This window comes from Paucibacter sp. M5-1 (assembly GCF_027498415.2).
In the GTDB taxonomy this organism is placed as follows: domain Bacteria; phylum Pseudomonadota; class Gammaproteobacteria; order Burkholderiales; family Burkholderiaceae_C; genus Roseateles_E.
Genome location: NZ_JAPZLM020000001.1, coordinates 3136742 through 3158196, shown reverse-complemented (window position 1 = coordinate 3158196; position 21455 = coordinate 3136742). Strand labels below are relative to the sequence as shown.

15 protein-coding genes are annotated in these 21455 nt (G+C 66.4%); 5 read left to right on the top strand and 10 right to left on the bottom strand.

Going from position 1 to position 21455, the window contains the following annotated elements:
• The first annotated feature begins 33 nt into the window (after positions 1-33).
• Entirely contained in the window at positions 34-501 is a 468-nt protein-coding gene (locus tag O5M90_RS14765) for a hypothetical protein (protein WP_269839341.1), read from the top strand.
• A 6-nt stretch (positions 502-507) separates the two neighbouring features.
• Here O5M90_RS14765 and O5M90_RS14760 read toward each other — a convergent pair whose 3' ends face one another.
• The 9 genes from O5M90_RS14760 to O5M90_RS14720 all read right to left on the bottom strand — a co-directional run bounded on the left by O5M90_RS14760 (position 508) and on the right by O5M90_RS14720 (position 14389).
• A complete protein-coding gene (locus tag O5M90_RS14760) occupies positions 508-1413 on the bottom strand; it encodes a glycosyl hydrolase (protein WP_269839340.1) in 906 nt (301 codons plus the stop codon).
• Entirely contained in the window at positions 1413-1586 is a 174-nt protein-coding gene (locus tag O5M90_RS14755; RefSeq protein WP_269839339.1) for a di-heme oxidoredictase family protein, read from the bottom strand. Before O5M90_RS14755 ends, O5M90_RS14760 begins: the two co-directional genes overlap by 1 nt.
• A gap of 191 nt (positions 1587-1777) precedes the next feature.
• A complete protein-coding gene (locus O5M90_RS14750; protein WP_269839338.1) occupies positions 1778-3559 on the bottom strand; it encodes an ABC transporter substrate-binding protein in 1782 nt (593 codons plus the stop codon).
• The gene (locus O5M90_RS14745) at positions 3556-5337 is read right to left on the bottom strand and encodes an ABC transporter substrate-binding protein (RefSeq protein ID WP_269839337.1); all 1782 of its coding nucleotides are present in this window, start codon (positions 5335-5337) and stop codon (positions 3556-3558) included. The genes O5M90_RS14750 and O5M90_RS14745 overlap by 4 nt, the downstream gene beginning before the upstream one ends.
• A complete protein-coding gene (locus O5M90_RS14740) occupies positions 5334-7133 on the bottom strand; it encodes an ABC transporter substrate-binding protein (protein WP_269839336.1) in 1800 nt (599 codons plus the stop codon). Before O5M90_RS14740 ends, O5M90_RS14745 begins: the two co-directional genes overlap by 4 nt.
• Positions 7130-8929 (bottom strand): ABC transporter substrate-binding protein, encoded by a 1800-nt coding sequence (locus O5M90_RS14735; protein WP_269839335.1) that lies wholly within the window; start codon positions 8927-8929, stop codon positions 7130-7132. Before O5M90_RS14735 ends, O5M90_RS14740 begins: the two co-directional genes overlap by 4 nt.
• Positions 8926-10740: an ABC transporter substrate-binding protein gene (locus tag O5M90_RS14730; RefSeq protein ID WP_269839334.1), complete on the bottom strand. Its 1815-nt coding sequence runs from the start codon at positions 10738-10740 to the stop codon at positions 8926-8928. Before O5M90_RS14730 ends, O5M90_RS14735 begins: the two co-directional genes overlap by 4 nt.
• The gene (locus O5M90_RS14725) at positions 10737-12542 is read right to left on the bottom strand and encodes an ABC transporter substrate-binding protein (RefSeq protein WP_269839333.1); all 1806 of its coding nucleotides are present in this window, start codon (positions 12540-12542) and stop codon (positions 10737-10739) included. Before O5M90_RS14725 ends, O5M90_RS14730 begins: the two co-directional genes overlap by 4 nt.
• Positions 12543-12556: 14 nt before the next feature.
• Positions 12557-14389 carry an ABC transporter substrate-binding protein gene (locus O5M90_RS14720; RefSeq protein WP_269840077.1) on the bottom strand — a complete coding sequence of 611 codons (1833 nt, stop codon included), beginning with the start codon at positions 14387-14389 and terminating at the stop codon, positions 12557-12559.
• A gap of 341 nt (positions 14390-14730) precedes the next feature.
• Between O5M90_RS14720 and O5M90_RS14715 the strand changes: the two genes are divergently transcribed.
• The 3 genes from O5M90_RS14715 to O5M90_RS14705 are packed head-to-tail and all read left to right on the top strand — an operon-like array spanning position 14731 to position 18411.
• Complete coding sequence (locus tag O5M90_RS14715) at positions 14731-15669, top strand: ABC transporter permease (protein WP_137942516.1); 939 nt, start codon at positions 14731-14733, stop codon at positions 15667-15669.
• Entirely contained in the window at positions 15666-16721 is a 1056-nt protein-coding gene (locus O5M90_RS14710) for an ABC transporter permease (RefSeq protein WP_137942517.1), read from the top strand. The genes O5M90_RS14715 and O5M90_RS14710 overlap by 4 nt, the downstream gene beginning before the upstream one ends.
• Positions 16722-16725: 4 nt before the next feature.
• Positions 16726-18411 (top strand): ABC transporter ATP-binding protein, encoded by a 1686-nt coding sequence (locus O5M90_RS14705; RefSeq protein ID WP_269839332.1) that lies wholly within the window; start codon positions 16726-16728, stop codon positions 18409-18411.
• Positions 18412-18527: 116 nt separating this feature from the next.
• On the opposite strand, the gene O5M90_RS14700 is transcribed toward O5M90_RS14705, so the two are convergent.
• A complete protein-coding gene (locus O5M90_RS14700; protein WP_269839331.1) occupies positions 18528-20843 on the bottom strand; it encodes an FG-GAP-like repeat-containing protein in 2316 nt (771 codons plus the stop codon).
• Between the two features lie 413 nt (positions 20844-21256).
• Here O5M90_RS14700 and O5M90_RS14695 point away from each other — a divergent pair, with 413 nt between their 5' ends.
• Positions 21257-21445 (top strand): hypothetical protein, encoded by a 189-nt coding sequence (locus O5M90_RS14695; RefSeq protein WP_269839330.1) that lies wholly within the window; start codon positions 21257-21259, stop codon positions 21443-21445.
• The last annotated feature ends 10 nt before the right edge of the window (positions 21446-21455 follow it).

Genomic DNA, 21455 nt, shown 5'->3' with positions numbered 1-21455 from the left:
ATCCAGCATGCAGCCTCCACGCATCGCCCGCCCATGTCCTCGTCCACCGCAGCCATCCTCCGCAAGACCGAAGCCGGCCGGCTGTTGCTGGCCGGGCCGCGCCAGGCCTTGCCGGCGGGCCTGCGCATGCTGCTGATCATGGTGGACGGGCGCCGCAGCCTGGCCGAGCTGCAGGCCCTGGCCCAGGGCCTGGGTCTGGCGCCGCAGCAGGCCGTCGAGCGGCTGCTGGCCGAAGGTCTGGTCAGCGGGCCGGTGTCGGAGCGGGCGCCGGCCGGCGCCGACGCCGCAGCCGCCCGACTGATGCGCGCCAAGTTCTTCGCGCTGGACCTGGCCGCGCGCATGCTGGCCGGGCGCGACGCGGCGCTGCGCGAGGCGGCCCGCACGGTGGACTCCGAATCGCGCTTCGCCGCCTGGATGGACCACTGCGCCACCGAGATCGCCCGCGCCGCCGACGCCGAGCGCGCCGCGCTGTTCAGGGAGAGGGTGGGGGCGGTGGGGTGAGGGCCCTCAGCCCGCAAACCCCAGCCCCAGGTAGTGCCTGCCCAGCTCCGTCAGCTCCCCGCCCGCGCCCAGCAGGCTGGTGTGGTGCGGGTCGGGGCTCCAGCGGCCGGTGAACCAGGCATAGCGGTGCACATCGGCGCGCTGCTCGCAGACGGTGACCATCTCGCTCATCTGCGCCTTCTGCTTGGCGACCGTATCGATCTGCGCGCCGTCGCTCTGCGCATGCCAGTTGGCGAACTCGGTGACCCAGAAGGGCTTGCCGTACTTGAGCAGACGGTCGAGCTGGCCGGCCAGGCCGTAGTCGTACCAGTGGAAGGCCAGCGCATCGAGCTGCGGCTCGCGGCCGCTGTGGGCGGCGCGGTAGGCGGCCAGGAAGGCGTCCATCCAGGTGATCGGATCCTCGTAGCCGGCCAGCGTGCCCCAGGTGATCGCCGGGCCGACAAGCTGGACGCCGGTCTTGCGCGCGATGGCCTCGTAGCGCGGCCATAGCGCGGCGGCCTGGGCGGGCGTGAGATGGGCCTGGTCGCGCAGATTCGGCTCGTTGAGCACCAGCAGATGCTTGATGGCCGGGCTGGCCAGCAATCGGGCCTCGACGGCCGCTGCGTCGAACTGCTCGTTCCACAGCATAGGCACGAAGTCCAGGCCGGGAGCAGCGGGCGCGGTCGCGGCCGGCCGGTCGCTCCAGTTGTACCACCAGCTGACGCCCGGTCGCAGCGCGGCGAAGTCGCGCGCATCGGCGAGGTCGTAGGCGATGCCGCGCTTGGCGCTGCGCGTCGGGCCGGGTGCAGGCGTGGCGGGTGCGGGGCCGGGCGCCGGCGCGTCGCCATCGCCGCCACCGCCACCGCAAGCGGCCAGCAGCGGGGCCGTCGCCAGGCTGGCCAGGCCCTTGCACAACAGGCGTCGCGTCGTCATCACAGCGACCTCAGGAATTCGATCACCGCATCGCGCTCGGACTTGCTCAGCGCCTCGAAGCGGCCGCAGCTGTCGGTGGCCTCGCCGTGCCACAGGATGGCTTCCTGCAGCATGCGGGCGCGGCCGTCATGCAGATCCCTGCCACCACCCACCCATGTCCAACTGCTACGCATGCTGCGCCTCTCGTGTCGCCGATCCGGCTTGTCTTTGTAAGGGCGACAGGATTGCACCGGACTTGCATCCGGGATGTAACTTTTCGCGTCGCACGGCCGCGGTGCATGGCCGTGGACACCGGGCCCCGGCCACCCGGTGCCAGGTCTTGCCTCTCACCGATCGATACAGATGACGGCTATGTGACGGCGGCTCAGGCGATGTCCACGAAGCGCCACCAGTCGCGCGCGAACGGGTGGCGCCAGAAGCCATGCACGCCGGGCTGGCTGACGTCGGTGCGCAGCGCATGCCAGTGCGGCAGATAGGGCACATAGGCCAGCAGCAGCCGGTTGGCCTCGCGCATCAGGGCCAGGCGCTCGGGGCCGTCGGGCAGCGCGCGCTGGGCCTCGTAGAGGCGGTCGTAGGCGGCCAGCTTGAAGCGGGCGTCATTGCTCTGGTCGGCATTGGGGCCGTAGGCCATGCCGAGGAAGAAGTCGGCGTCGGGGAAGGAGATGTTCCAGGAGAAGCCCCAGATCTGCAACTGGCCGGCCAGCGACTTCTTGATCAGCTCGCCGAAGGTGCCGGTCTCGAACACCATGCGCAGGCCCAGCGCATCCATGCGCTTCTTCCACAGCTCGTCGAGCGAGCGCTGGCGCGAGGTGTTGACGCCGGCCATGCGCAGCAGCAGCTTGGAGCCGTCGGGGTTCTCCAGATAGCCGTCGCCGTCCACATCCTTGTAGCCCCAGACATCGAGCAGCGCGCGGGCGCGCGGCAGATCGGGCGTGCTCATCTCGCTCTTCAGCTGCGGGTCGTGACCGTAGACGGCGGCCGGCAGCAGCGACTGGGCCGGCACGCCCTGGCCCTTGTAGACCTGCTGCAGCTCGACCTGGCTGTCATAGGCCAGCGCGATGGCGCGGCGCAGCGCCACCTTCTCCGGGGTGTAGCCGCCAACCTGCGGGTCGTTGAAGTTGAAGAAGGAAAAGCGCACATCGGCGCCCAGCGTGCTGCGCGCCGTCACGCCTTTGCGCTGCAGCGCCGGCGCGAGCCGACCGCCCGGCAGGGCCAGTGGCGCGACGCCGGGCGGCATCTCGACCACGTCCAGCTCGCCGCCCTCGAAGGCCAGCCAGCGCGGCTGTTCCTCCTCGATGATGCTGATCTGCACCTGGTCGACCAGCGGCAGGCGCTTGCCCTGCAGCCGGGTGGCCAGCGCCTGCGCGGCCGGGTCGTCGGCCGGGGCCTGGCTGTCGAAGAACTGCTCGCGGAACTGCGGGTTGCGCGACAGCAGCACTTGCGAGCCGCGCCGCCAGTTCTCAAGCCGGAACGGGCCGGTGCCGACCGGATGGGCCATGATGTCGGCGCCATAGGCCTCGACTACCTCGCGGGCGACGGCCGCGCTCAGCCCGGCATTGGCGAACACATAGATGAAACGCGGATCGCTCTGCGCCAGCCTCACCTCGAAGCGGTAGCGGTCCAGCGCGCGCAGGCCCGCCACCGGCGTGTCGTAGTCCAGCCCGGTCTTGTTCTTGATGGCGCGCTGGCGCAGCTCGCTCAGGCCCAGGATCTTGGCGCCCTCGAACTGGTAGAGGTGCTCGGTCTTGATGCGCGGGTCGTAGTAGCGCTTGATGCTGTAGACATAGTCCTCGGCCACCAGCTCGCGCGGCTTGCCCTTGAAGGCCGGGTCCTCGCTGAAGAAGATGCCGGGCTTGAGCGTGAAGACGAAGCGGCGGTAGTCCTCGCTGATCTCGGGCAGCGCGACAGCCGTCTGCGGCCGCAGCTGCGCCGGCCGGGCCAGGCAGTCGAAGGTCAGCGGCGACTCGAAGATGTGCGCGTTGATGATGACCGAGGTCTGGTCCGAGACCTGCGGCGGGTCGAAGCCGACCTCGGCCGCGTTGAAGGCGGTGCGCAGGACCTTCTTCCTGCTCGCCGGCTGGGCCTGCGGCAGGGTCGGTGCGGCGGCCAGCGCGGCGGCCGCGCCCAGCAGATCGCGGCGCTTCATGGCTTGGTGCGCGGCAACACGTCGATCAGATGCCAGAACTCGTTGCGGAACAAGGGGCGCCGGTAGCCGATCAGCCAGGGTTGGGCGATGTCGTTGACGATGCGGTGCACATGGGTCTTGGTGGGCATATAGGCGGTCTGCAGGCGTTTGGCCTGCAGGAACAGGGCCTCGCGCTCGGGGCCGTCGGGCAGGGCCTGCATGCGCTCGTACAGCGCATCGAACTCGGCATTCTTGAAGCGCGACAGGTTCTGGTTGCCGGCCTGCGGGCCGTAGAAGCGCTGCAGGGCCTGCAGACCGTCGGGCGCGGTGGCGGTGGTGCCCATCATCCACAGCTGCAGCTTGCCGGCGCGCGCGGCCTTCAGCTGCTCGGGCCATTTGCCGGCGAAGAATTTGGTGCGGATGCCGACGCGCTTGAAGTTGATCGTCCACAGCTCGTCATACTGGCGCGACAGTGCGTCGGGTTGGGTCGCGACCTCCAGCGCCAGCGGGCCGCCATCGGGGCGGTCGCGCCAGCCGTCGCCGTCCTGGTCGAGATAGCCATACATATCGAGCAGGGCGTTGGCGCGGGCCGGGTCGAAGTCGCCGTTCTCGCTCTTGAACTCGGGGTCGTAGCCGCTGGTATGGGGCAGCAGCGGCGACTGCGCGGGAATCGCCTGGCCGCGCCGCACCAGGCGAATCTCGCGCTCCACGTCCAGCGCCAGCGACAGCGCGCGGCGCAGCGCCACCCGCTCGGGCGTGTAGCCGCCGATCACCGGGTCTTCCATATTGAAGAAGGTGAAGGCGCTGTCGGCATTGATCAGGCGGCTCAGCTTCATGCCCTGCTTGGCGAGATTGGGTGCCAGCTTGCCATGCGGCAGCGCCACCGCGACGAACTCGGGCGGCACGCGGTCGATCAGATCATGTTCGCCGCCCAGATAGGACAGCCAGCGCGGTTGCGACTCCTCGATGATGCTGACCTCGACGCGGTCCACCATCGGTATGCGCCGGCCCTTGAGCCGGGCCAGGATGGCCTGGCCCTCGGCATCGTCGGCGCGCGGCTGGGCCTCGTAGACGCGTTCGCGGTAACCGGGGTTGCGCTCCAGCACGATCAGCGAGCTGCGCCGCCAGTCCTTCAGCACAAAGGGGCCGGTGCCCACCGGGTGGGCGCTGATCTGCTCGCCATAGTGCTGCACCACCTCGCGGGCCACGGCGCCGAACAGATCGTTGGTGGCCAGCATTTCAAGCAGGCGTGGGCGCGGGCTCTTCAGCCTGATCTGCAGCGTGTGGCGATCCGGCGCACTCAGGCCTTCGATGGGGCTGTCATAGTCGAACGGGGTTTTGTTCTTCAGCGCGGCGTCACGCCGCTCGGCCAGGCCCAGAATGCCCCGCTCCTCAAGAGTGGCCCACATGGGGCTCTTGACCGCCGGGTCGGCAAAGCGCATCAGGCTGTAGACATAGTCCTGGGCCACCAGCTCGCGTCTCTTGCCCTTGAAGGCCGGATCGTCGGCGAAGAAGATGCCGGGCCTGAGCTTGATGGTCCAGCGGGTGAAATCGGCATTGACCTCGGGCAGGGCCGCCGCCGTCAGCGGCACGATCCTGACCGGCAGGGCCAGCGGGTCGTAGCCGTAGAGCGCCTCGAAGATATGGGGCGTGACGGTGCGCGAGTAGGTGTCGCTGACCTGGGCCGGATCGAAGCCGGTCTCGGCGATCGGGAAGGCGTAGCGGAAGGTCTTGGGCTCGGCACCCGCCGCTACCTGGCACAGGGCGGCCAGCATGGCCAGGACGATGCGCTTGATCATGGGCGCTGGCTGGGGTCTATGTCCACCCACTGCCAGAACTGCTGGCTGAAGGGCGGCCGCTTGTAGCCGATCAGCCAGGGCTGGCTGAGGTCGCTGATGACGCGGTGGACCAGGAACTTGATCGGCATATAGGCCGTTGTGAGCTTCTGCGCCTCACGTAGCAGGGCCAGGCGCTCGGGGCCGTCGGGCAGGGCCTGCATCTGCTCGTAGATCGCATCGAAGCGCTCCAGCTTGAAGCGGCTGAAGTTCTGGCCGCCGGCCGAGGGGCTGTAGAGCAGTTCCAGGCCGGGCTGCACATCGGGCGAGTTGGAGCTGAAGCCCAGCTGCCACAGCATCAGCTGGCCGGCGCGCGCGGCCTTCAGCTGCTCGGGCCATTTGGCTACCTTGACCTCCAGGCGTATGCCCAGCGCATCGAGGTCGCGCTTCCACATCTCCTCGAAGGAGCGCGAGCGCGCATCGGGCGAGCTGGCATAGCGGATCACTAGCGGCTTGCCGTCCGGCAGATTGCGCCAGCCGTCGCCGTCGCGGTCGATATAGCCGAACAGGTCCAGCAAGGCCTTGGCCCGGACCGGATCATGGTCGCTGTTCGGGCTCTTGTAGTCGGCATCGAAGCCGAAGGTGTAGGGTGCGACCACGCTTTGCGCCGGCACGGCCTGGCCGCGCCAGACATTGCTGACCTGGCGGCCCACATCGGTGCCCAGGCCGATGGCGCGGCGCAGCGCCACCTTGTCGGGCGTGTAGCCGCCGACCACCGGGTCCTTCATGTCCCAGTAGTACATATAGCGGTCGGAGGCCAGCACCCGCTCAAGCTGCATGCCGCGGCGGGCCAGATTGGGTGCGAGCTTGCCATGCGGGATGGCCTGGTTGGCAAAGGGCGCGGGCAGCACCCAGGAGAGCTCGAACTCGCCGTTCAGAAAGGACAGCCAGCGCGGCTGGTCTTCCTCGATGATGGCCACCTCGACCCGGTCCACCATGGGCAGGCGCCGGCCCTTGAAGCGGGCCAGCAGGGCCTGGCCGGCCGCATCGTCGGCGCTGGGCTCGGCATCGTAGAAGCGTTCGCGGTAGCCGGGGTTGCGCTCGAACACCATCAGCGAGCTGCGCCGCCACTGCTTCAGCAGGAAGGGGCCGGTGCCGACCGGATGGGCGCTGATCTTGTCGCCGTAGAACTCGACCACCTCGCGTGCCAGCGCGCCGAACAGATCACCGCTGGCCAGCGTGAACAGCAGGCGCGGGCGCGGCGCGGCGAGCCTGAACTGCAGCGTGTAGCGGTCCAGCGCGCGCAGGCCCTCGACCGGGCGGTCGTAGTCAAAGGGCTTTTTGTGCTTCAGCGCGTCCTGGCGCAGCTCGTCCACGCCCAGCATGCCGACGTCCTTGAGCGTCGAGTAGATCGGGCTCTTGCTCGCGGGGTCGAAGAAGCGCTTGAAGCTGTAGACGAAGTCCTCGGCCACCAGCTCGCGCCTGGCGCCCTTGAAGGCCGGGTCGTCGGCAAAGAAGATGCCGGGGCGGATCTTGAGGGTCCAGGTCCGGAAGTCGGCCGAATGCTCGGGCATGCCCTCGGCGACATTGGGGCGGATCTTGTAGGGCCGGGCCAGATAGTCGTACTCGTACAGCCCATCGAAGATGTGGCTGGTCATGATGCGCGAGTACAGGTCGTTGAGCTGGGCCGGGTCGAAGCCGGTCTCGGCCGCGTTCAGCGCGTAGCGCAGCACCTTGGGCTCGGCGGCCTGCTGCGCCTGCGCGGGCTGGGCCGCCATCAGCAGCAGGGCCAGGCCGGCCAGCAGCAGGCGGGCGGTCATGGCTTCTTGGCCGGCTCGATGTCCACATAGCTCCACCAGTCCTGCTTGAAGGGATGGCGGCGGTAGCCGATCAGCTGGGGCTGGGCGAGATCGGTGATGAAGCGGTGGGCCTTGTGCTTGTAAGGCATATAGGCCGTCATCAGGCGCTCGCTTTCGCGGAACAGGGCCGCGCGCTCGGGGCCGTCGGGCATGGGCGCAGTCCGCTCGAACAGGCGGTCGGCCGCCGGCAGGCGGATGCGCGCGAAGTTCTGGCTGCCGATATAGAGGGAGGAGAGGCTGCTCAGGAAGTCTTGCGGATCGGGCATCGAGGCCGAAGTGGCCAGGCTCCAAATCTGGAACTTGCCGGCGCGCAGAGCCTTGTAGTTCTCGGGCCATTTGCCCGGCTTGAACGTGACCCGCAGACCCACCTTGGCCAGCGACTTCTGCCACAGCTCATCGATCTGGCGCTGCGAGCCGTCCGGCGTGGTCAAGCTGTCGAGCAGCAACGGCTTGCCATCGGGCTGGTCGCGCCATCCATCTCCGTCGCGGTCGACATAGCCATACATATCGAGCAGGGCCTTGGCGCGAGCGGGGTCGTAGTCGCTCATCTCGCTCTTGAACGCGGGGTCGTAGGCGCTGGTGCCGGGCGGATAGATAGACTGCGCGACGACGGCCTGGTTGCGCCGGGCCACGCGGATCTCCTGTTCCATATCGGAGGCCAGCGAGATCGCACGGCGCAGTGCGATGCGCTCGGGCGTATAGCCGCCGATCACCGGGTCTTCCAGATTGAAGACCCAGAAACCCACGTCCGGGCTCAGCACGCGGTAGCCCTGCATCGCTTTCTTGGCCAGGTTCGGCGCGAGCTTGCCGTTGGGCATGGCCTGGCTGATGAACTCGTTCGGCACCCGCTCCAGCAGGTCGAACTCGCCGCCCAGGAAGGCCAGCCAGCGCGGCTGACCCTCCTCGATGATGGAGACCTCGACCCGGTCGATCATGGGGATGCGCCGGCCCTTGAAGCGCGCCAGCAAGGCCTGACCCTCGGCATCGTCGGCGCCGGGCTCGGCCTCGTAGAAGCGCTCGCGGTAGCCAGGGTTCTTCTCCAGCACGATGCGCGAGCTGCGCCGCCAGTCCTTCAGCACAAAGGGGCCGGTGCCGACCGGGTGTTCCATGGTCTTGCCCGGATAGGCCTCGACCACCTCGCGCGCCATCGCGCCGTAGAGATCGGTCTGGGCCAGGGTCTGGGGCAGGCGCGGGCGCGGCTTGTCCAGGCGCAGCTGCAGGGTGTAGCGATCCAGCGCGCGCAGGCCCGCGATCGGGCGGTCGTAGTCGAAGGGCTTGCCGCCGGCGCCATCCTGGCGGAGTTCGGCACGGTACTCGGCCAGGCCCGTGATGCCCAGCGCCTCGACCTCGCTCCAGTGGCTGGATGCCACCTCGGGGTCGGCCACCCGCTTGATCGCGTAGAGGTAATCCTCGGCCACCAGTTCACGCTTCTTGCCCTTGAAGGCCGGGTCGTCGGCGAAGAAGATGCCGGGCTTGACCTTGAAGGTCCAGCTGCGGAAGTCCTCGCTGTGCTGCGGCATGCCGTCCGCCGTCAGCGGGATCAGCCGCGCCGGCCGCGCCAGATGGTCGTAACTGTACAGGCCCTCGAAGATATGGGCCGTGATGATGCGCGAATAGATATCGCCGATCTTGGCCGGGTCGAAACCGGTCTCGGCGACCTGGAAGGCGTAGCGCAGCACCTTGGGCTCGGCAGCGAGCGCCGGACCCATCATCAACAAGGCGGCCAGGGCTGCCGCACCCCATTGCTTCAGTTTCATGATGCGATCTTCTTCTTTTGGCTCATGTCGACGTCGACGTACTGCCAGAACACATTGCCGAAGATCGGCCGCTTGAAGCCGATCAGCCAGGGCTGGGTCAGGTCATTGATGATGCGGTGCACGACGTATTTCTGCGGCATATAGGCCAGGTTGATCTTCTGAGCTTCGCGCAGCAGGGCCAGGCGCTCGGGTCCGTTGGGAAGATCGCGCATCTGGCGGTAGATCTCGTCGAAGCGCTCGTTCTTGAAGCGGCTGAGGTTCTGGCCGCCGGCCGAGGGGCTGTACAGCAGGTCCAGGCTCGGCTGCACATCGGGCGCGGCATCGGAGAAGCCCAGCATCCAGATCGGCAGCTGGCCGGCCTTTGCTGCCTTCAGCTGCTCGGGCCACTGGGCCGCGCGAACCTCGATGCGCACGCCCAGCGCATCCATATTCTTCTTCCACATCTCGTCGAAGCTGCGCGACAGATCGTCGGGCTGGCTGGCATAGCCGATCAGCATCGGCTTGCCGTCCGGGAAGTCGCGCCAGCCGTCGCCATCGGCGTCCTTGTAGCCGTAGATGTCCAGCAAGGCCTTGGCGCGCGGCAGGTCGAAGTCGCTGTTCTCGGTCTTCAGCTCGGGGTCATAACCCCAGGTGCCGGGCGCCACAATGGTCTGGGCCGGCACGGCCTGACCGCGCCGCAAGGTCTGGATCTCGCGGCCCACATCGGTGGCCAGCGAGATCGCACGGCGCAGCGCCACCTTCTCCGGCGTGTAGCCGCCCACCACCGGATCTTCCATATTGAAATAGAACAGCGTGCGGTCGGTGTTGACGATGCGCTGCAGCTGGATGCCCTGCTTGGCCAGATTGGGTGCCAGCTCGCCCTGGGGCAGGGCGATGGCGGAGAACTCCAGCGGCACCGAGACCAGGTCGAACTCGCGGTTCAGAAAAGCCAGCCAGCGCGGCTGGCTGGTCTCGATGATGGAGATCTCGACGCGGTCCACCATGGGCAGGCGCCGGCCCTTGAAGCGGGCCAGCAAGGCCTGACCGGCGGCATCCTCGGCATTGGGCTCGGCATCGTAGAAGGCCTCGCGGTAGTTGGGGTTGCGCTCCAGTACCAGCTGCGAGCTGCGCCGCCAGCTCTTCAGCATGAAGGGGCCGGTGCCCACCGGATGCTCCATGGTCTTGTCGCCGTAGTGCTCGATGACCTCGCGGGCCACGGCGCCGGCCTGGTCGCCACCGGTGATGGCCTCGATGAAGCGCGGGCGCGGCTCCTTGAGCTTGAACTGCAGCGTGTAGCGGTCCAGGGCCTTCATACCCTCAACCGGTGCGTTGTAGTCGAAGGGCTTCTTGCTCTTCAGCGCGTCCTGGCGCAGCTCGTTCAGGCCCAGGATGCCCTGGTCGTTGAAGCTGGAATAGGCCGGGCTTTTGGTGGCCGGGTCGAAGAAGCGCTTCAGCGAATAGACGTAGTCCTCGGCCACCAGTTCGCGCTTGCGGCCCTTGAATGCGGGGTCGTCGGAGAAGAACAGGCCCGGCTTGATGCGTATCGTGAAGCTACGAAAATTGTCGGCCACCTCCGGCAGCGCGGCCGCAGCATTGGGCTTGATCTTGTAGGGCCGGGCCAGGTAGTCGTATTTGTAGAGCCCATCGAAGATATGGCTGGCGACGATGCGCGAGTACAGATCGTTGATCTGCGCCGGGTCGAAGCCGGTCTCGCCGGCGACGAAGGCATAGCGCAGCACCTTCGGCGGGGTCGAGGGCGTCTGGGCCTGGGCCAGCCCGAGCTGCAGGACCATCAGACCGGCCAGGCCGGCACGCGCGAGAGTGTTGATCATGGTTGCGGGCGTTTGCTGTTGTCGATGTCCACGTACTGCCACCAGTCTTGCCAGAACAGCGGGCGGCGGTAGCCGATCAGCCAGGGCTGGCTCAGGTCGGTCAGGATGCGGTGCACATGCTGCTTGTAAGGCATGTAGGTGGCGGCGATGCGCTTGCCCTCATGAATCAGGGCCAGGCGCTCGGGGCCGTCGGGCAGGGCCTGCATGCGCTCGTAGATGGTGTTGAACGCGGCCATGTCGAAGCGCGACAGGTTTTGCCCGCCGATGGCCGGGCCGTAGAGGCGCTGCAGCGCGGGCTGGGCGTCGGGCTTGTCGGCCGAGGAGGCCACGCCCCACATCTGGAACTTGCCGCCGCGCACGCTCTTCAGGTTCTCCGGCCATTTGGCGGTCTTGAACTCCAGGCGCAGGCCGACGGCCTGCAGATTCTTCTGCATCAGCTCGTCGAGCCGTCGCGAGGCGTTGTCGGGCTGGGTATTGCGCAGCAGCAGCAGGGGCTGGCCGTCGGGCTGCTCGCGCCAGCCGTCGCCATCGCGGTCCAGATAGCCATAGAGCTCCAGCAAGGCCTTGGCGCGGGCCGGATCATGGTCGCTGATATGGCTCTTGAACTCGGCCGCGTAGCCGGTGGTGTGTGGCACCACCGGTGATTGCGCCGGCACCGCCTGGCCATGGCGCGCCAGCTGGATCTCGCGGCCGACATCGATGGCCAGGCTGATTGCGCGGCGCAGCGCCACCTTGGCCGGCGCCATGCCGCCGACCACCGGGTCTTCCATATTGAAGACCGTCATCGTCGATTCGGGGCCGACGATGCGATAGCCCTGGATGCCACGCTTGGCGAGGTTGGGCGCGATCTTGCCGTTGGGCATGGCCTGGCTGATGAAGTCGGCCGGCACCCGCTCCAGGAAATCCTTCTCGGCATTGATGAAGGACAGCCAGCGCGGCTGGCTTTCCTCGATGACGGCGATCTCGACGCGATCGACCATCGGCAGGCGCCGGCCCTTCAGGCGCGCCAGCAAGGCCTGACCCTCGGCGTCATCGGCGGCCGGCTCGGCCTCGTAAAAGCGCTCGCGGTAGCCGGGGTTCCTCTCCAGCACCATCTGCGAGCTGCGCCGCCAGCTCTTCAGCACAAAGGGGCCGGTGCCGACCGGGTGGGCCATGATCTTGTCGCCGTAGTGCTCGACCACCTCGCGCGCCACCGCGCCATAGAGGTCGGAGCTGGCCATCAAGGCCTCGATCAGGCGCGGCCGGGCCTGCTCGGTCTTGAGCTGCAAGGTGTAGCGGTCCAGCGCGCGCAGGCCCTCCAGCGGGGCGGCATAGTCAAACGGCTTCTTGCCCTTCAGCGCCTGCTCGCGCAGCGCCCTCAGGCCCAGCAGGCCGGCATCATCGAAGGTGGACCAGAAAGGGCTCTTGACCGCCGGGTCGGCGAAGCGCTTGAAGCTGTAGACATAGTCCTCGGCCACCAGCTCGCGCTTGTTGCCACCAAAGGCCGGGTCGTCGGCGAAGAAGATGCCCGGCTTGAGCCGTATGGTCCAGGTCTTGAAGTCGGCGCTGGGCTCGGGCAGCGCGGCGGCGGTCAGCGGCCTGAGCTTGACCGGCCGGGCCAGCGGGTCGTAGTGGTACAGCGCTTCGAAGACATGGGCGGTGACGGTGCGCGAGTAGATGTCGGTGATCTGGGCCGGATCGAAGCCGGTCTCGGCCACCAGGAAGGCGTACTTCAGCACCTTGGGCGGCGGGCCGGCAGGCGCCTGCGCCTGTGCCGCCACCGCCACAAGCGCCAGGCAGGCCCCAATCAAGTAGCGCCGCATCGGGGCCTCTTGCTTCAGGAACCCTGGCGCTGCTTGGCCAGGGCTTCGGTATCGATGTCCACGTAGCGCCAGAAATCACGCACGAAGACATTGCGGTCGAAGCCGATCACCCAGGGCTGGGCCAGATCGGTGAACAGGCGGTGCACATGCATCTTGTAGGGCATGTAGGCGATCATCAGCTTGGCGGCCTCCTGCATCACGGCCTGGCGCTCGGGGCCGTCGGGCAGCATCTTCTGCTTCTGGTACAGCGCGTTATAGGCCGGCAGGTCGAAGCGCGACTTGTTGGCCGAGCCCTTGGCGCGACCGTCGCCCAGCGCCAGGAAGGTGTCGCCGTCCGGCGCGGTGGCGACCCAGCTGACCGACCACATCTGCAGCTTGGCCGCATTGGCGCTCTTCAGGTTCTCGGGCCATTTGGCGGTCTTGAACTCGATGCGCACCTTCAGCGCATCCATATTCTTCTGCCACTGCTCGATCAGCTGGCGGCTCTGGCTGTCGGGCTGGGTGGCGAGCTCCAGCAGCAGCGGCTTGCCATCCGGCAGATCGCGCCAGCCATCGCCATCGCGGTCCACATAGCCGTACAGGTCCAGCAGTGCCTTGGCCTTGGGCAGGCTGAACTCGCTCATCTCGGACTTGAAGCCGGGCTGGTAGCCGAAGGTGCCGGGGCCGAAGGGGCTCTGGGCCGGCATGGCCTGGCCACGGCGCGCCAGCAGAATCTCCTTGTCCAGATCGACGGCCAGGCTGATCGCGCGGCGCAGCGCCACCTTCTCGGGCGTGTAGCCGCCCACCACCGCATCCTCCATATTGAAGTAGGTGAAGGCGATCTCGGGGTAGGGGAAGCGCACCGCGCGCATGCCGCGCTTGGCCAGATTGGGGGCCAGCTTGCCATTGGGCGTGGCGATGCTGACGTACTCCGACGGCACCTCCTCCAGCACATCGGCCTCGCCGTTCATGAAGGACAGCCAGCGCGGCTGGTTCTCCTCGATGATGGCGATCTCGACCCGCTCGGTCAGCGGCAGGCGCCGGCCCTGCAGCTTGGCGGCCTGGGCCTTGAGCACCGGGTCGGCATCGGCCGGCGGCTGCTCGTCATAGAGCTCCTCGCGGTAGTTCGGATTCTTGCCGAGCACGATGCGCGAGCTGCGGCGCCACTCGGCCAGCCGGTAGGGACCGGTGCCGACCGGGTGTTCCATGATCTTGTCGCCATAGAACTCGACCACCTCGCGCGCCACCGCGCCGAGGAAGGCCGAGTCGGCGAACTGGTTGATGAAGCGCGGATCGCCGACGCCCAGCTTGACGCGGAAGCTGTAGCGGTCCAGCAGCTGCAGGCCCTCGACCTCGCGGTCGTAGTCGAAAGGCTTCTTGGCCGCCATCAGCTCCTTGCGCAGCTCCGACAGCCCGAGGATCTGCACGTTCTCCAGCAGATAGAGATTGCGGCTGTTGAGCTTGGGGTCGTAGTGACGCTTGATCGAGTAGATGTAGTCGGCCGCCGTCAGTTCGCGCTTCTTGCCTTTGAAGGCCGGATCGTCGGAAAAGAAGATGCCCGGCTTGATCCGGAAGGTCAGGCTCTTGAAGTCGGGCGAGACCTCGGGCATGGCCGCCGCAGTCGAGGGCCGCAGCTGATAGGGCCGGGCCAGGAAGGCAAAGTCCAGCGGTGCCTCGAAGATGCCGGCGGCGACGGCTTTGGAATAGCGGTCGCTGATCTGGGCCGGGTCGAAGCCGGTCTCGGCCACGCGGAAGGAGTAGCGGATCACCTTGGCCTCGCCGGCCGCAGCGCCGGTCTGGGCCGGGCTGGCCAGGGAAACACAGGAGAACACGGCGGCGAGGGCCAGTCGTGCGAAGCCAGAACGCATCACGATCACAATCCTTGCAATGACAACGCGCCGCAGGCCTTGTGGGTGCGGCGCGTCAATGGCCCAGGCCGCCACCGGTTCCGGCGCGCTGGGCGAGGTGCGGAGTCTAGGGCCGTTGCCCCCGACAGGCCGCGCATTTTGGCCCAGAAAGGCCGCAAACCCCGTTGAATACGGGGGCTTCCTAGGGCAAACCCGGATTAGCCAAGGGCAAATGCCGGTGATTCCGGGCGCCGTCTCCATTAGACTCGCGCCTGCTTTCAATATGGAGACCCCCCTCACCACAAGTGAGCGGGGTCTCGCTTTTGTCTACTCAAGACGCTTGGCATGGAGATCCGACAGCGATGGCGGCATACCTGATAAGGCGCTTGTGGCAAATGATTCCCACCTTGCTGGGCGTCGTGCTGCTGGTGTTCTTCCTCTTCAAATACTTCGGCGGCGACCCTGCCGAAATCCTCGGCGGCCTGAACGCCAGCCCCGAACAGATCGACGCCATCCGCGAACAGCTGGGCCTCAACAAGCCGGTCTGGGAGCAGCTGTGGATCTTCATCCAGCAGATCGTCACCTTCGACTGGGGCCGCAGCTGGGCCACCAACGAGTCGGTGGCCAGCCTGTTCACCACCCGCATGCCGGCAACGCTGACGGTGATGGTGCCCATCCTGGTGCTGGAAGTGCTGCTGGCGATTCCGTTCGCGATGGCGGTGGCCTATGTGCGCGGCAGCCTGACCGACCGCACGGTGATGATCGTGACGACGGTGGCGGTGTCGATCTCGCTGCTGGTCTATGTGATCGTGTTCCAGTATGTGTTCGCCTTCCGCCTGGGCTGGTTCCCGGTGCAGGGCTGGACCGACAGCTTCTGGACCAATCTGACCACCTATGCGCCGCTGCCCATCATCGTGGTGGTGGCGGTGGCGCTGGCGCCCTACACGCGGCTGTACCGCACTTTCTTCCTGGACGAGATCGGCCATGACTATGTGCGCACCGCGCGCGCCAAGGGCATGACCGAGAAGACCATCCTGCTCAAGCATGTCTTGCGCAACGCGATGATCCCGATCCTGACGAATATCGCGGTGGCGCTGCCGGGCGTGTTTACCGGCGCCTTCCTGATCGAGGTGTTCTTCTCGATCCCGGGTCTGGGCCGCGAGATCCTGCTGGCGGTCAACCGCAGCGACTACCCGGTCATCCAGGCCTTTGCGATCTATATCGCTTTCCTGACCATGGTGATCAATCTTGTTACCGACCTGCTCTACAAGCTGGTCGACCCACGGGTGGTGCTGAAATGAGCGCGGTTCTGTCGAATACTCCGGCGGCCAAGGCCGGCGCCCAGCGCTCCGAAGGCGTCTGGGCCGCCTCCTGGCGCCGCATGCGTGCCGACAAGGTCGGCATGGTCTGCATGGCCATCGTGGCCGTGTTCCTGGTGCTGGTGGCCCTGTCGGGCGCCGGCGTGATCGCCTCGGGCTGGCAGAAGGAAGTGGGCGTGCCGAACGCGCCGCCGACCTTCCTGGGCCCGCGCGCGGCCGAGGCCACCGGCGCCATCGCGCAGCCCAAGGGTCCGAATGTCGACCTCAGCGACATCGATCCGCTGGCGCCGCGCTATGCCGAATGGGAAGAGCGCGCCAAGCAGTTCAAGACGGTGGACACGGTCAAGGCCGAGACCCTGACTTTCGGCGCCGACCGGCTGGGCCGCGATGTGTTGACCAAGGCCATCAAGGGCGCCGAGGTCTCCATCATGGTGGGCGTGCTGGCCGCCGTGCTGGCGACGCTGATCGGTACCGTGCTGGGCGCGCTGTCGGGCTTTTTCGGCGGCAAGATCGGCGACTTCCTGGAGTGGCTCTACAACGTCTTCACCGCCATCCCCGGCATCCTCCTGATCTTCGCGTTCGCGGTGATCTTCGGGCGCGGCGTGATGTCGGTGGCGCTGATCCTGGGCCTGGCCGGCTGGCCCGGCATCTACCGGCTGATACGCGCCGAGTTCATGAAGCACTCGGTGCGCGAGTATGTGCGCTCGGCCGAGGCCATCGGCGCCAGCAAGATGAGCCGCATGTTCAAGCACATCCTGCCCAATGTCTCGCACGTGGCGCTGGTGCAGCTGTCGCTGCATGTGGTGAGCTTCATCAAGAGCGAGGTCATCCTGTCCTATCTGGGCCTGGGTGTCGGCGTGGACCAGGTCTCCTGGGGCACCATGCTGGCCGAGAGCCAGAGCGAGCTGATCCTGGGCTACTGGTGGCAGCTGGTCGGCGTCACGGTGGTGATGGCCGTCTTCGTGACCGCGTTCGCGCTGTTCACCGACGCCTTGCGCGATGCGCTGGATCCGAAATTGAGAGGCCTGGAGTAAAGCCATGCTGTTGAGTATTCAAGACCTGAAGGTCGCCTTCCGCATGGGCAAGCAGGGCGGCCAGATGCAGCGCGCGCTGGCCGTCAAGGGCGTCAGCTTCGATGTGCCGGAGAACTCGACCGTGGCCCTGGTGGGCGAGTCGGGCTCGGGCAAGAGCGTCACCGCGATGTCCATCCTGAACCTGCTGCCGGACAACGCCGAGCGCGAGGGCAAGATCGAGTTCCAGGGCCGCGACCTGCTGGGCTGCACACTGCCCCAGCTGCAAGCGATCCGCGGCAAGGAAATCGCCTGCGTGTTCCAGGACCCGATGACCTCCCTGAACCCGGTTTTCACCGTGGCCGAGCAGATCATGGAGCCGCTGATCAAGCACATGGGCATGAGCCGCCGCCAGGCCTTGGTGCGCGCCGAGGAGCTGCTCAACGAGGTTGGCATCCCCGAGCCCAAGCGCCGCCTGAAGGCTTATCCGCACGAGATGTCGGGCGGCCAGCAGCAGCGCGTGATGATCGCGGTCGCGCTGGCCTGTTCGCCGAAGCTGCTGATCGCCGACGAGCCGACCACGGCGCTGGACGTGACCATCCAGCGCCAGGTGATGGAGCTGATGGCCAAGCTCAAGGACACGCACAAGATGAGCATGCTGTTCATCTCGCATGACCTGGGCGTGGTGGGCGAGATCTCCGACCATGTGGTGGTGATGCGCCATGGCCAGATCCGCGAGAAGGCCCCGGTGGCCGAGATCTTCAAGAACCCGCAGGACGGCTATACCAAGGCCTTGCTGGCCTGCCGCCCCAGCCTGACCGAGAACCCGGCGCGGCTGATGGTGATCGACGATCACATCGCCGGTCGCGAAGCGCAAGGCCTGGGCAAGGCCAAGGACCCGAACGCGCCGGTGATCCTGGAGGCGCGCGGTCTGAAGAAGAGCTTCTTCTTCAAGGATGGGCTGTTCGGCAAGAAGGAGTTCAAGGCCGTCAAGGAAGTCAACTTCCAGCTGCGCAAGGGCTATACCCTGGGCGTGGTCGGCGAGTCCGGCTCCGGCAAGACGACCATGGGCCTGACCCTTTTGCGCCTGCATGAGCCCAGCGGCGGCGAGGTGCTGTTCGAGGGCAAGGACCTGCTGAAGATGAGCGGCAATGACTGGCAGAAGATGCGCCGCCGCATCCAGGTCGTGTTCCAGAACCCCTATGCCTCGCTGAACCCCCGCTTCACGATCGGCCAGACCCTGCTGGAGCCGATGGAGATCCACGGCATCGGCACCAGCACGGCCGACCGCCAGGCGCGCGCCAGCGCGCTGCTGCAGAAGGTGGGCCTGGATGATTCGGCGCTGAACAAGTACCCGCACGAGTTCTCCGGCGGCCAGCGCCAGCGCATCGCGATCGCGCGCTGCCTGACGCTGAACCCCGAGGTGCTGGTGCTGGACGAAGCCGTCTCGGCGCTGGACGTCTCGGTGCAGGCCCAGGTGCTGAACCTGCTGAAGGACCTGCAGGACGAGTTCGGCCTCAGCTACATCTTCATCAGCCATGACCTCGCGGTCGTCAAGTTCATCTCCGACGAGGTGCTGGTGATGCAGAACGGCGATGTGGTCGAGCAAAGCGAGACCCAGGCCCTGCTGGCCGCTCCGAAGCAGGAGTACACCCGCCGCCTGCTCGGCGCGGTGCCGCGCGGCTATCAGGAGACGGCGGCTGCGGCTGCTTGACACAGAGGCACGCTGCATCCCCGGCTCGAAAGGCGACTCTGCGGAGTCGCCTTTTTTGTACTCTCGGCGAGCAGCAGTTGGCGGCCCTGCTCCCTATAGGTGCCGCTCAACGGCTCCTAGGGACTCGCCAGAGGCCAGAGGCCCGTCCATGGCCGAGCGTAGACCACGGACATCATGCCAACCACATCCGTCCGACCATCGCCATTGAGGTCCACCAGGCTGAAGTTCTTGAGTCCTGGGCCTCGCTCAAACACTCGACGGGCTTGCAAGAGACCGTCGCTTCCCTGCAGGTAGATGGAGAGGGTGTCCTCGAAGACATCTGCGCTCACCACATCCAGACGGCCATCGCCATTCATGTCAGCTATGGCGAGGAGGCCGGGCCCTTGGTCAGTTGCAGGCGTTATCTTCAGCGCGCTCTGAAAGCCACCGCTGCCATCATTGCGTAGCAGCAGCAGCGGCTGCTCCCTGAGCATGCCGGGCCCCGACACCAACAGGTCGGTGTAACCGTCGCCATTCATATCGACGAGTTCAAGCGACCGTTCCAACAGCCCGCCGGTACCCGGCAGTGTTTGGCTTTGCTCCGTAGCAAAGCCTCCTGCCGCAGTTTGCAAAGACCAGGCCAATTCGTACTTGTTGGTATCCGAGCGATAGCGCAACCAAGCGAGATCCTGGCGGCCATCGTTGTTGAGGTCACCCACGCGCCAGACCATCGCGCCATTGCCTCCGGTTGGAACGAGAGTCCTTGCTGCAGACCAGGCGCCATTGCTGAGCTGGGTGACCAACAAACCGCTGTCCGAGTTGTAGACAAGGGCAGGGCTGACGGCGCCCACCAGCGCGATGGCCGACACTGCCGAAGAGCTTCCAGTATTCACGCTCAGACTTGGGCCGAAACTCCCGCCTGCCTGCTGCAGGAGCACCAGGGTTTCAGTTGTCAGCCCGTAGTGGACCAGTGCAATGTCCAATCGGCCATCCGCGTTGAAATCAGCAATGACCGGCTGCCCGCTGTCGCTCACTCTTCCTACACTATTGCTGAGGTAATGCACTTGCGCAGCAAAACCGCCTCCAGGCAGACGCAGGCGGATCGCTGCTCCGACACGCTGGCTCTGCCTATCCCGGCCCACCGAGATCAGATCGACCAAGCCGTCGCCATTGATATCGGCCGGTGTCGACGCGGCCGACTCAAAGTCGGACTGCTGACCCTGAGGACGTGACAACGGCCCTTGCGTGGTCTTGAAAGAGAGCTCGATTGGCCGCGCCGGCACGCCGGATGCATCCTTGAGCGGGTTCTTGATGCTGACGCTGTAGCTGCGGTTGTAGGGCAATGCTTGCGTCAGCGGGGCAAGCAGGCGCGTGTCGTCAAAACGAGCGGGCAGCTCGATCCTCTCGTTCATTCCGCCGTGCAGTACCAGCGTCAAGACTTCTGCGCCATTGACCAGGGATACCGGGCGATCAAAGGTAAGGGCGATTTCACCGCCTACCGCTGCATCGCCGTCACCGTTGGTGGGTTGGCTTGCAATCAGGCGTGGACCTGCCGAGTCAATCGTAAAACGCAATTGCAACGGGGCCAACACGTTGCCCAGCCGGTCGGTAATCGCGCCGCTCAGCGTCAAGGTGTAGCTGCCATTGCCGAGCGCATACATGGGCGTGATCAGCAGGCTGTGTTCCTCAGCCAGATAGCTGTGGCTGCCCAACATCTCTTGCCCCTCCGAGTTTTTCAACTGCCAGGCTCCACGAATGCTTTGCACGTCCAGCGCCTCGCTGAAGCGCAGCCGGATCGGGCCAATCGACGACCGTAGCTCGTCCTGAGCGGGCTCGCTGCTGATCACGCGTGGCGCATCGCTATCATTGCGCTGGCCCGCCAACGCGTACCCGGCAAGCTCTCGGGTTTGCGTCTGCCCGTCCGGCTGTGTGGTTTCCACCACTTTGACTTGGCCGATCTTCGGCACCAGCCATTGATCTTCGACCACAGTCACATCCTGTGGCTGGGCTTGGCCGCTAAGGGTGCTGCGCAGTCGGGCCGTGGTGCGAATCTGGGCTGCTGAGGCGAAGGTACCGGCCGGTACGGTCACAGAGCCATCGCCTACATAGAGCAGATCAATCGTGAGGTCCAAGGTGTCCGGCCGACCATCACCATCGACATCCCGGCTGATCCGGCGCTCCACGACGCGCAGCGTTTCGCCTTGGCGATGGCCAAATCGAAGCATCTCTACCGCCCCGAAATCCCGTTCAACTGCATCCGCCAATGGGCCTGGTAGCTTACGGACGGACTGGGCGCTGACTGCGATGTACTCCACCTCTTCCACGCCTTCGTCGAGGACACGAAATGCGGCCTGGCCGTCGATGGTTGTTGACTCGATGACGCGTGCGAGTTGCTCTGCTGAGCCGGGCTGGCCCGTAATCGTGCGCCAAAGGCGCCGATCACCCACCGTCATTGGAAAGTGCTCGGCCGATAGCTGGCTGACGGGTACAGGCGGTGGCTGAGGTGGTGGTGGTGGGACGGCCGTTTCGCCTCCGCCACCGCCGCCGCAAGCGGTCAAGAGGAGCGCTAGCGCGCCGCCAAAAAGTGCGGCCCCAAATTTCGTCATCCGCTGCTGCGCGGACGTGGAAGTGTTCCCCATCTCTTCCTCCCCTCTTTTTTGTATGGATAGCAACGAGATGATGCTCGCCGCGTAAATGTATCTCGCGCGGTGCCCGCTCGGCACGGGCGGCCTGGGCCTGAGCCTGCCCGAAGCGCGGCCGCAGCAGACTGCCCCTTCGGTTCTGCAGTTCGTCGGCCCTGCGTTTGGCGCGCGCACCGGTTCTCCTACAGTGCGGGTTAGATTCAACCCGTATCGAGGAGTCACCGATGAACCGCTTCGCCACCTTCGCCCTGGCCCTGGCCGCCGCCCTCATGTCCACCGCCTGCGTGCTGGCGCCCGGTTCGTCGCGCAGCAGTGATCCGACCGATGTAGCCCGCATGGGCGAGCAGGCCATCAAGACCTGCGGCGAGGGTCAGGTGAAGGAGGTCAACACGCGCAGCTTCAGCTGCAAGTGAGCGGGGGGCG

Bases quoted from the DNA above. Each gene is read 5' to 3' on its own strand.
- O5M90_RS14765 (WP_269839341.1), top strand. From the start codon at position 34: ATGTCCTCGTCCACCGCAGCCATCCTCCGCAAGACCGAAGCCGGCCGG.
- O5M90_RS14705 (WP_269839332.1), top strand. From the start codon at position 16,726: ATGCTGTTGAGTATTCAAGACCTGAAGGTCGCCTTCCGCATGGGCAAG.
- O5M90_RS14740 (WP_269839336.1), bottom strand. From the start codon at position 7,133: ATGACCGCCCGCCTGCTGCTGGCCGGCCTGGCCCTGCTGCTGATGGCG.
- O5M90_RS14750 (WP_269839338.1), bottom strand. From the start codon at position 3,559: ATGAAGCGCCGCGATCTGCTGGGCGCGGCCGCCGCGCTGGCCGCCGCA.
- O5M90_RS14725 (WP_269839333.1), bottom strand. From the start codon at position 12,542: ATGCGGCGCTACTTGATTGGGGCCTGCCTGGCGCTTGTGGCGGTGGCG.
- O5M90_RS14735 (WP_269839335.1), bottom strand. From the start codon at position 8,929: ATGAAACTGAAGCAATGGGGTGCGGCAGCCCTGGCCGCCTTGTTGATG.
- O5M90_RS14710 (WP_137942517.1), top strand. From the start codon at position 15,666: ATGAGCGCGGTTCTGTCGAATACTCCGGCGGCCAAGGCCGGCGCCCAG.
- O5M90_RS14715 (WP_137942516.1), top strand. From the start codon at position 14,731: ATGGCGGCATACCTGATAAGGCGCTTGTGGCAAATGATTCCCACCTTG.
- O5M90_RS14730 (WP_269839334.1), bottom strand. From the start codon at position 10,740: ATGATCAACACTCTCGCGCGTGCCGGCCTGGCCGGTCTGATGGTCCTG.
- O5M90_RS14760 (WP_269839340.1), bottom strand. From the start codon at position 1,413: ATGACGACGCGACGCCTGTTGTGCAAGGGCCTGGCCAGCCTGGCGACG.
- O5M90_RS14700 (WP_269839331.1), bottom strand. From the start codon at position 20,843: ATGACGGTGGGTGATCGGCGCCTTTGGCGCACGATTACGGGCCAGCCC.
- O5M90_RS14755 (WP_269839339.1), bottom strand. From the start codon at position 1,586: ATGCGTAGCAGTTGGACATGGGTGGGTGGTGGCAGGGATCTGCATGAC.
- O5M90_RS14720 (WP_269840077.1), bottom strand. From the start codon at position 14,389: ATGCGTTCTGGCTTCGCACGACTGGCCCTCGCCGCCGTGTTCTCCTGT.
- O5M90_RS14695 (WP_269839330.1), top strand. From the start codon at position 21,257: ATGAACCGCTTCGCCACCTTCGCCCTGGCCCTGGCCGCCGCCCTCATG.
- O5M90_RS14745 (WP_269839337.1), bottom strand. From the start codon at position 5,337: ATGATCAAGCGCATCGTCCTGGCCATGCTGGCCGCCCTGTGCCAGGTA.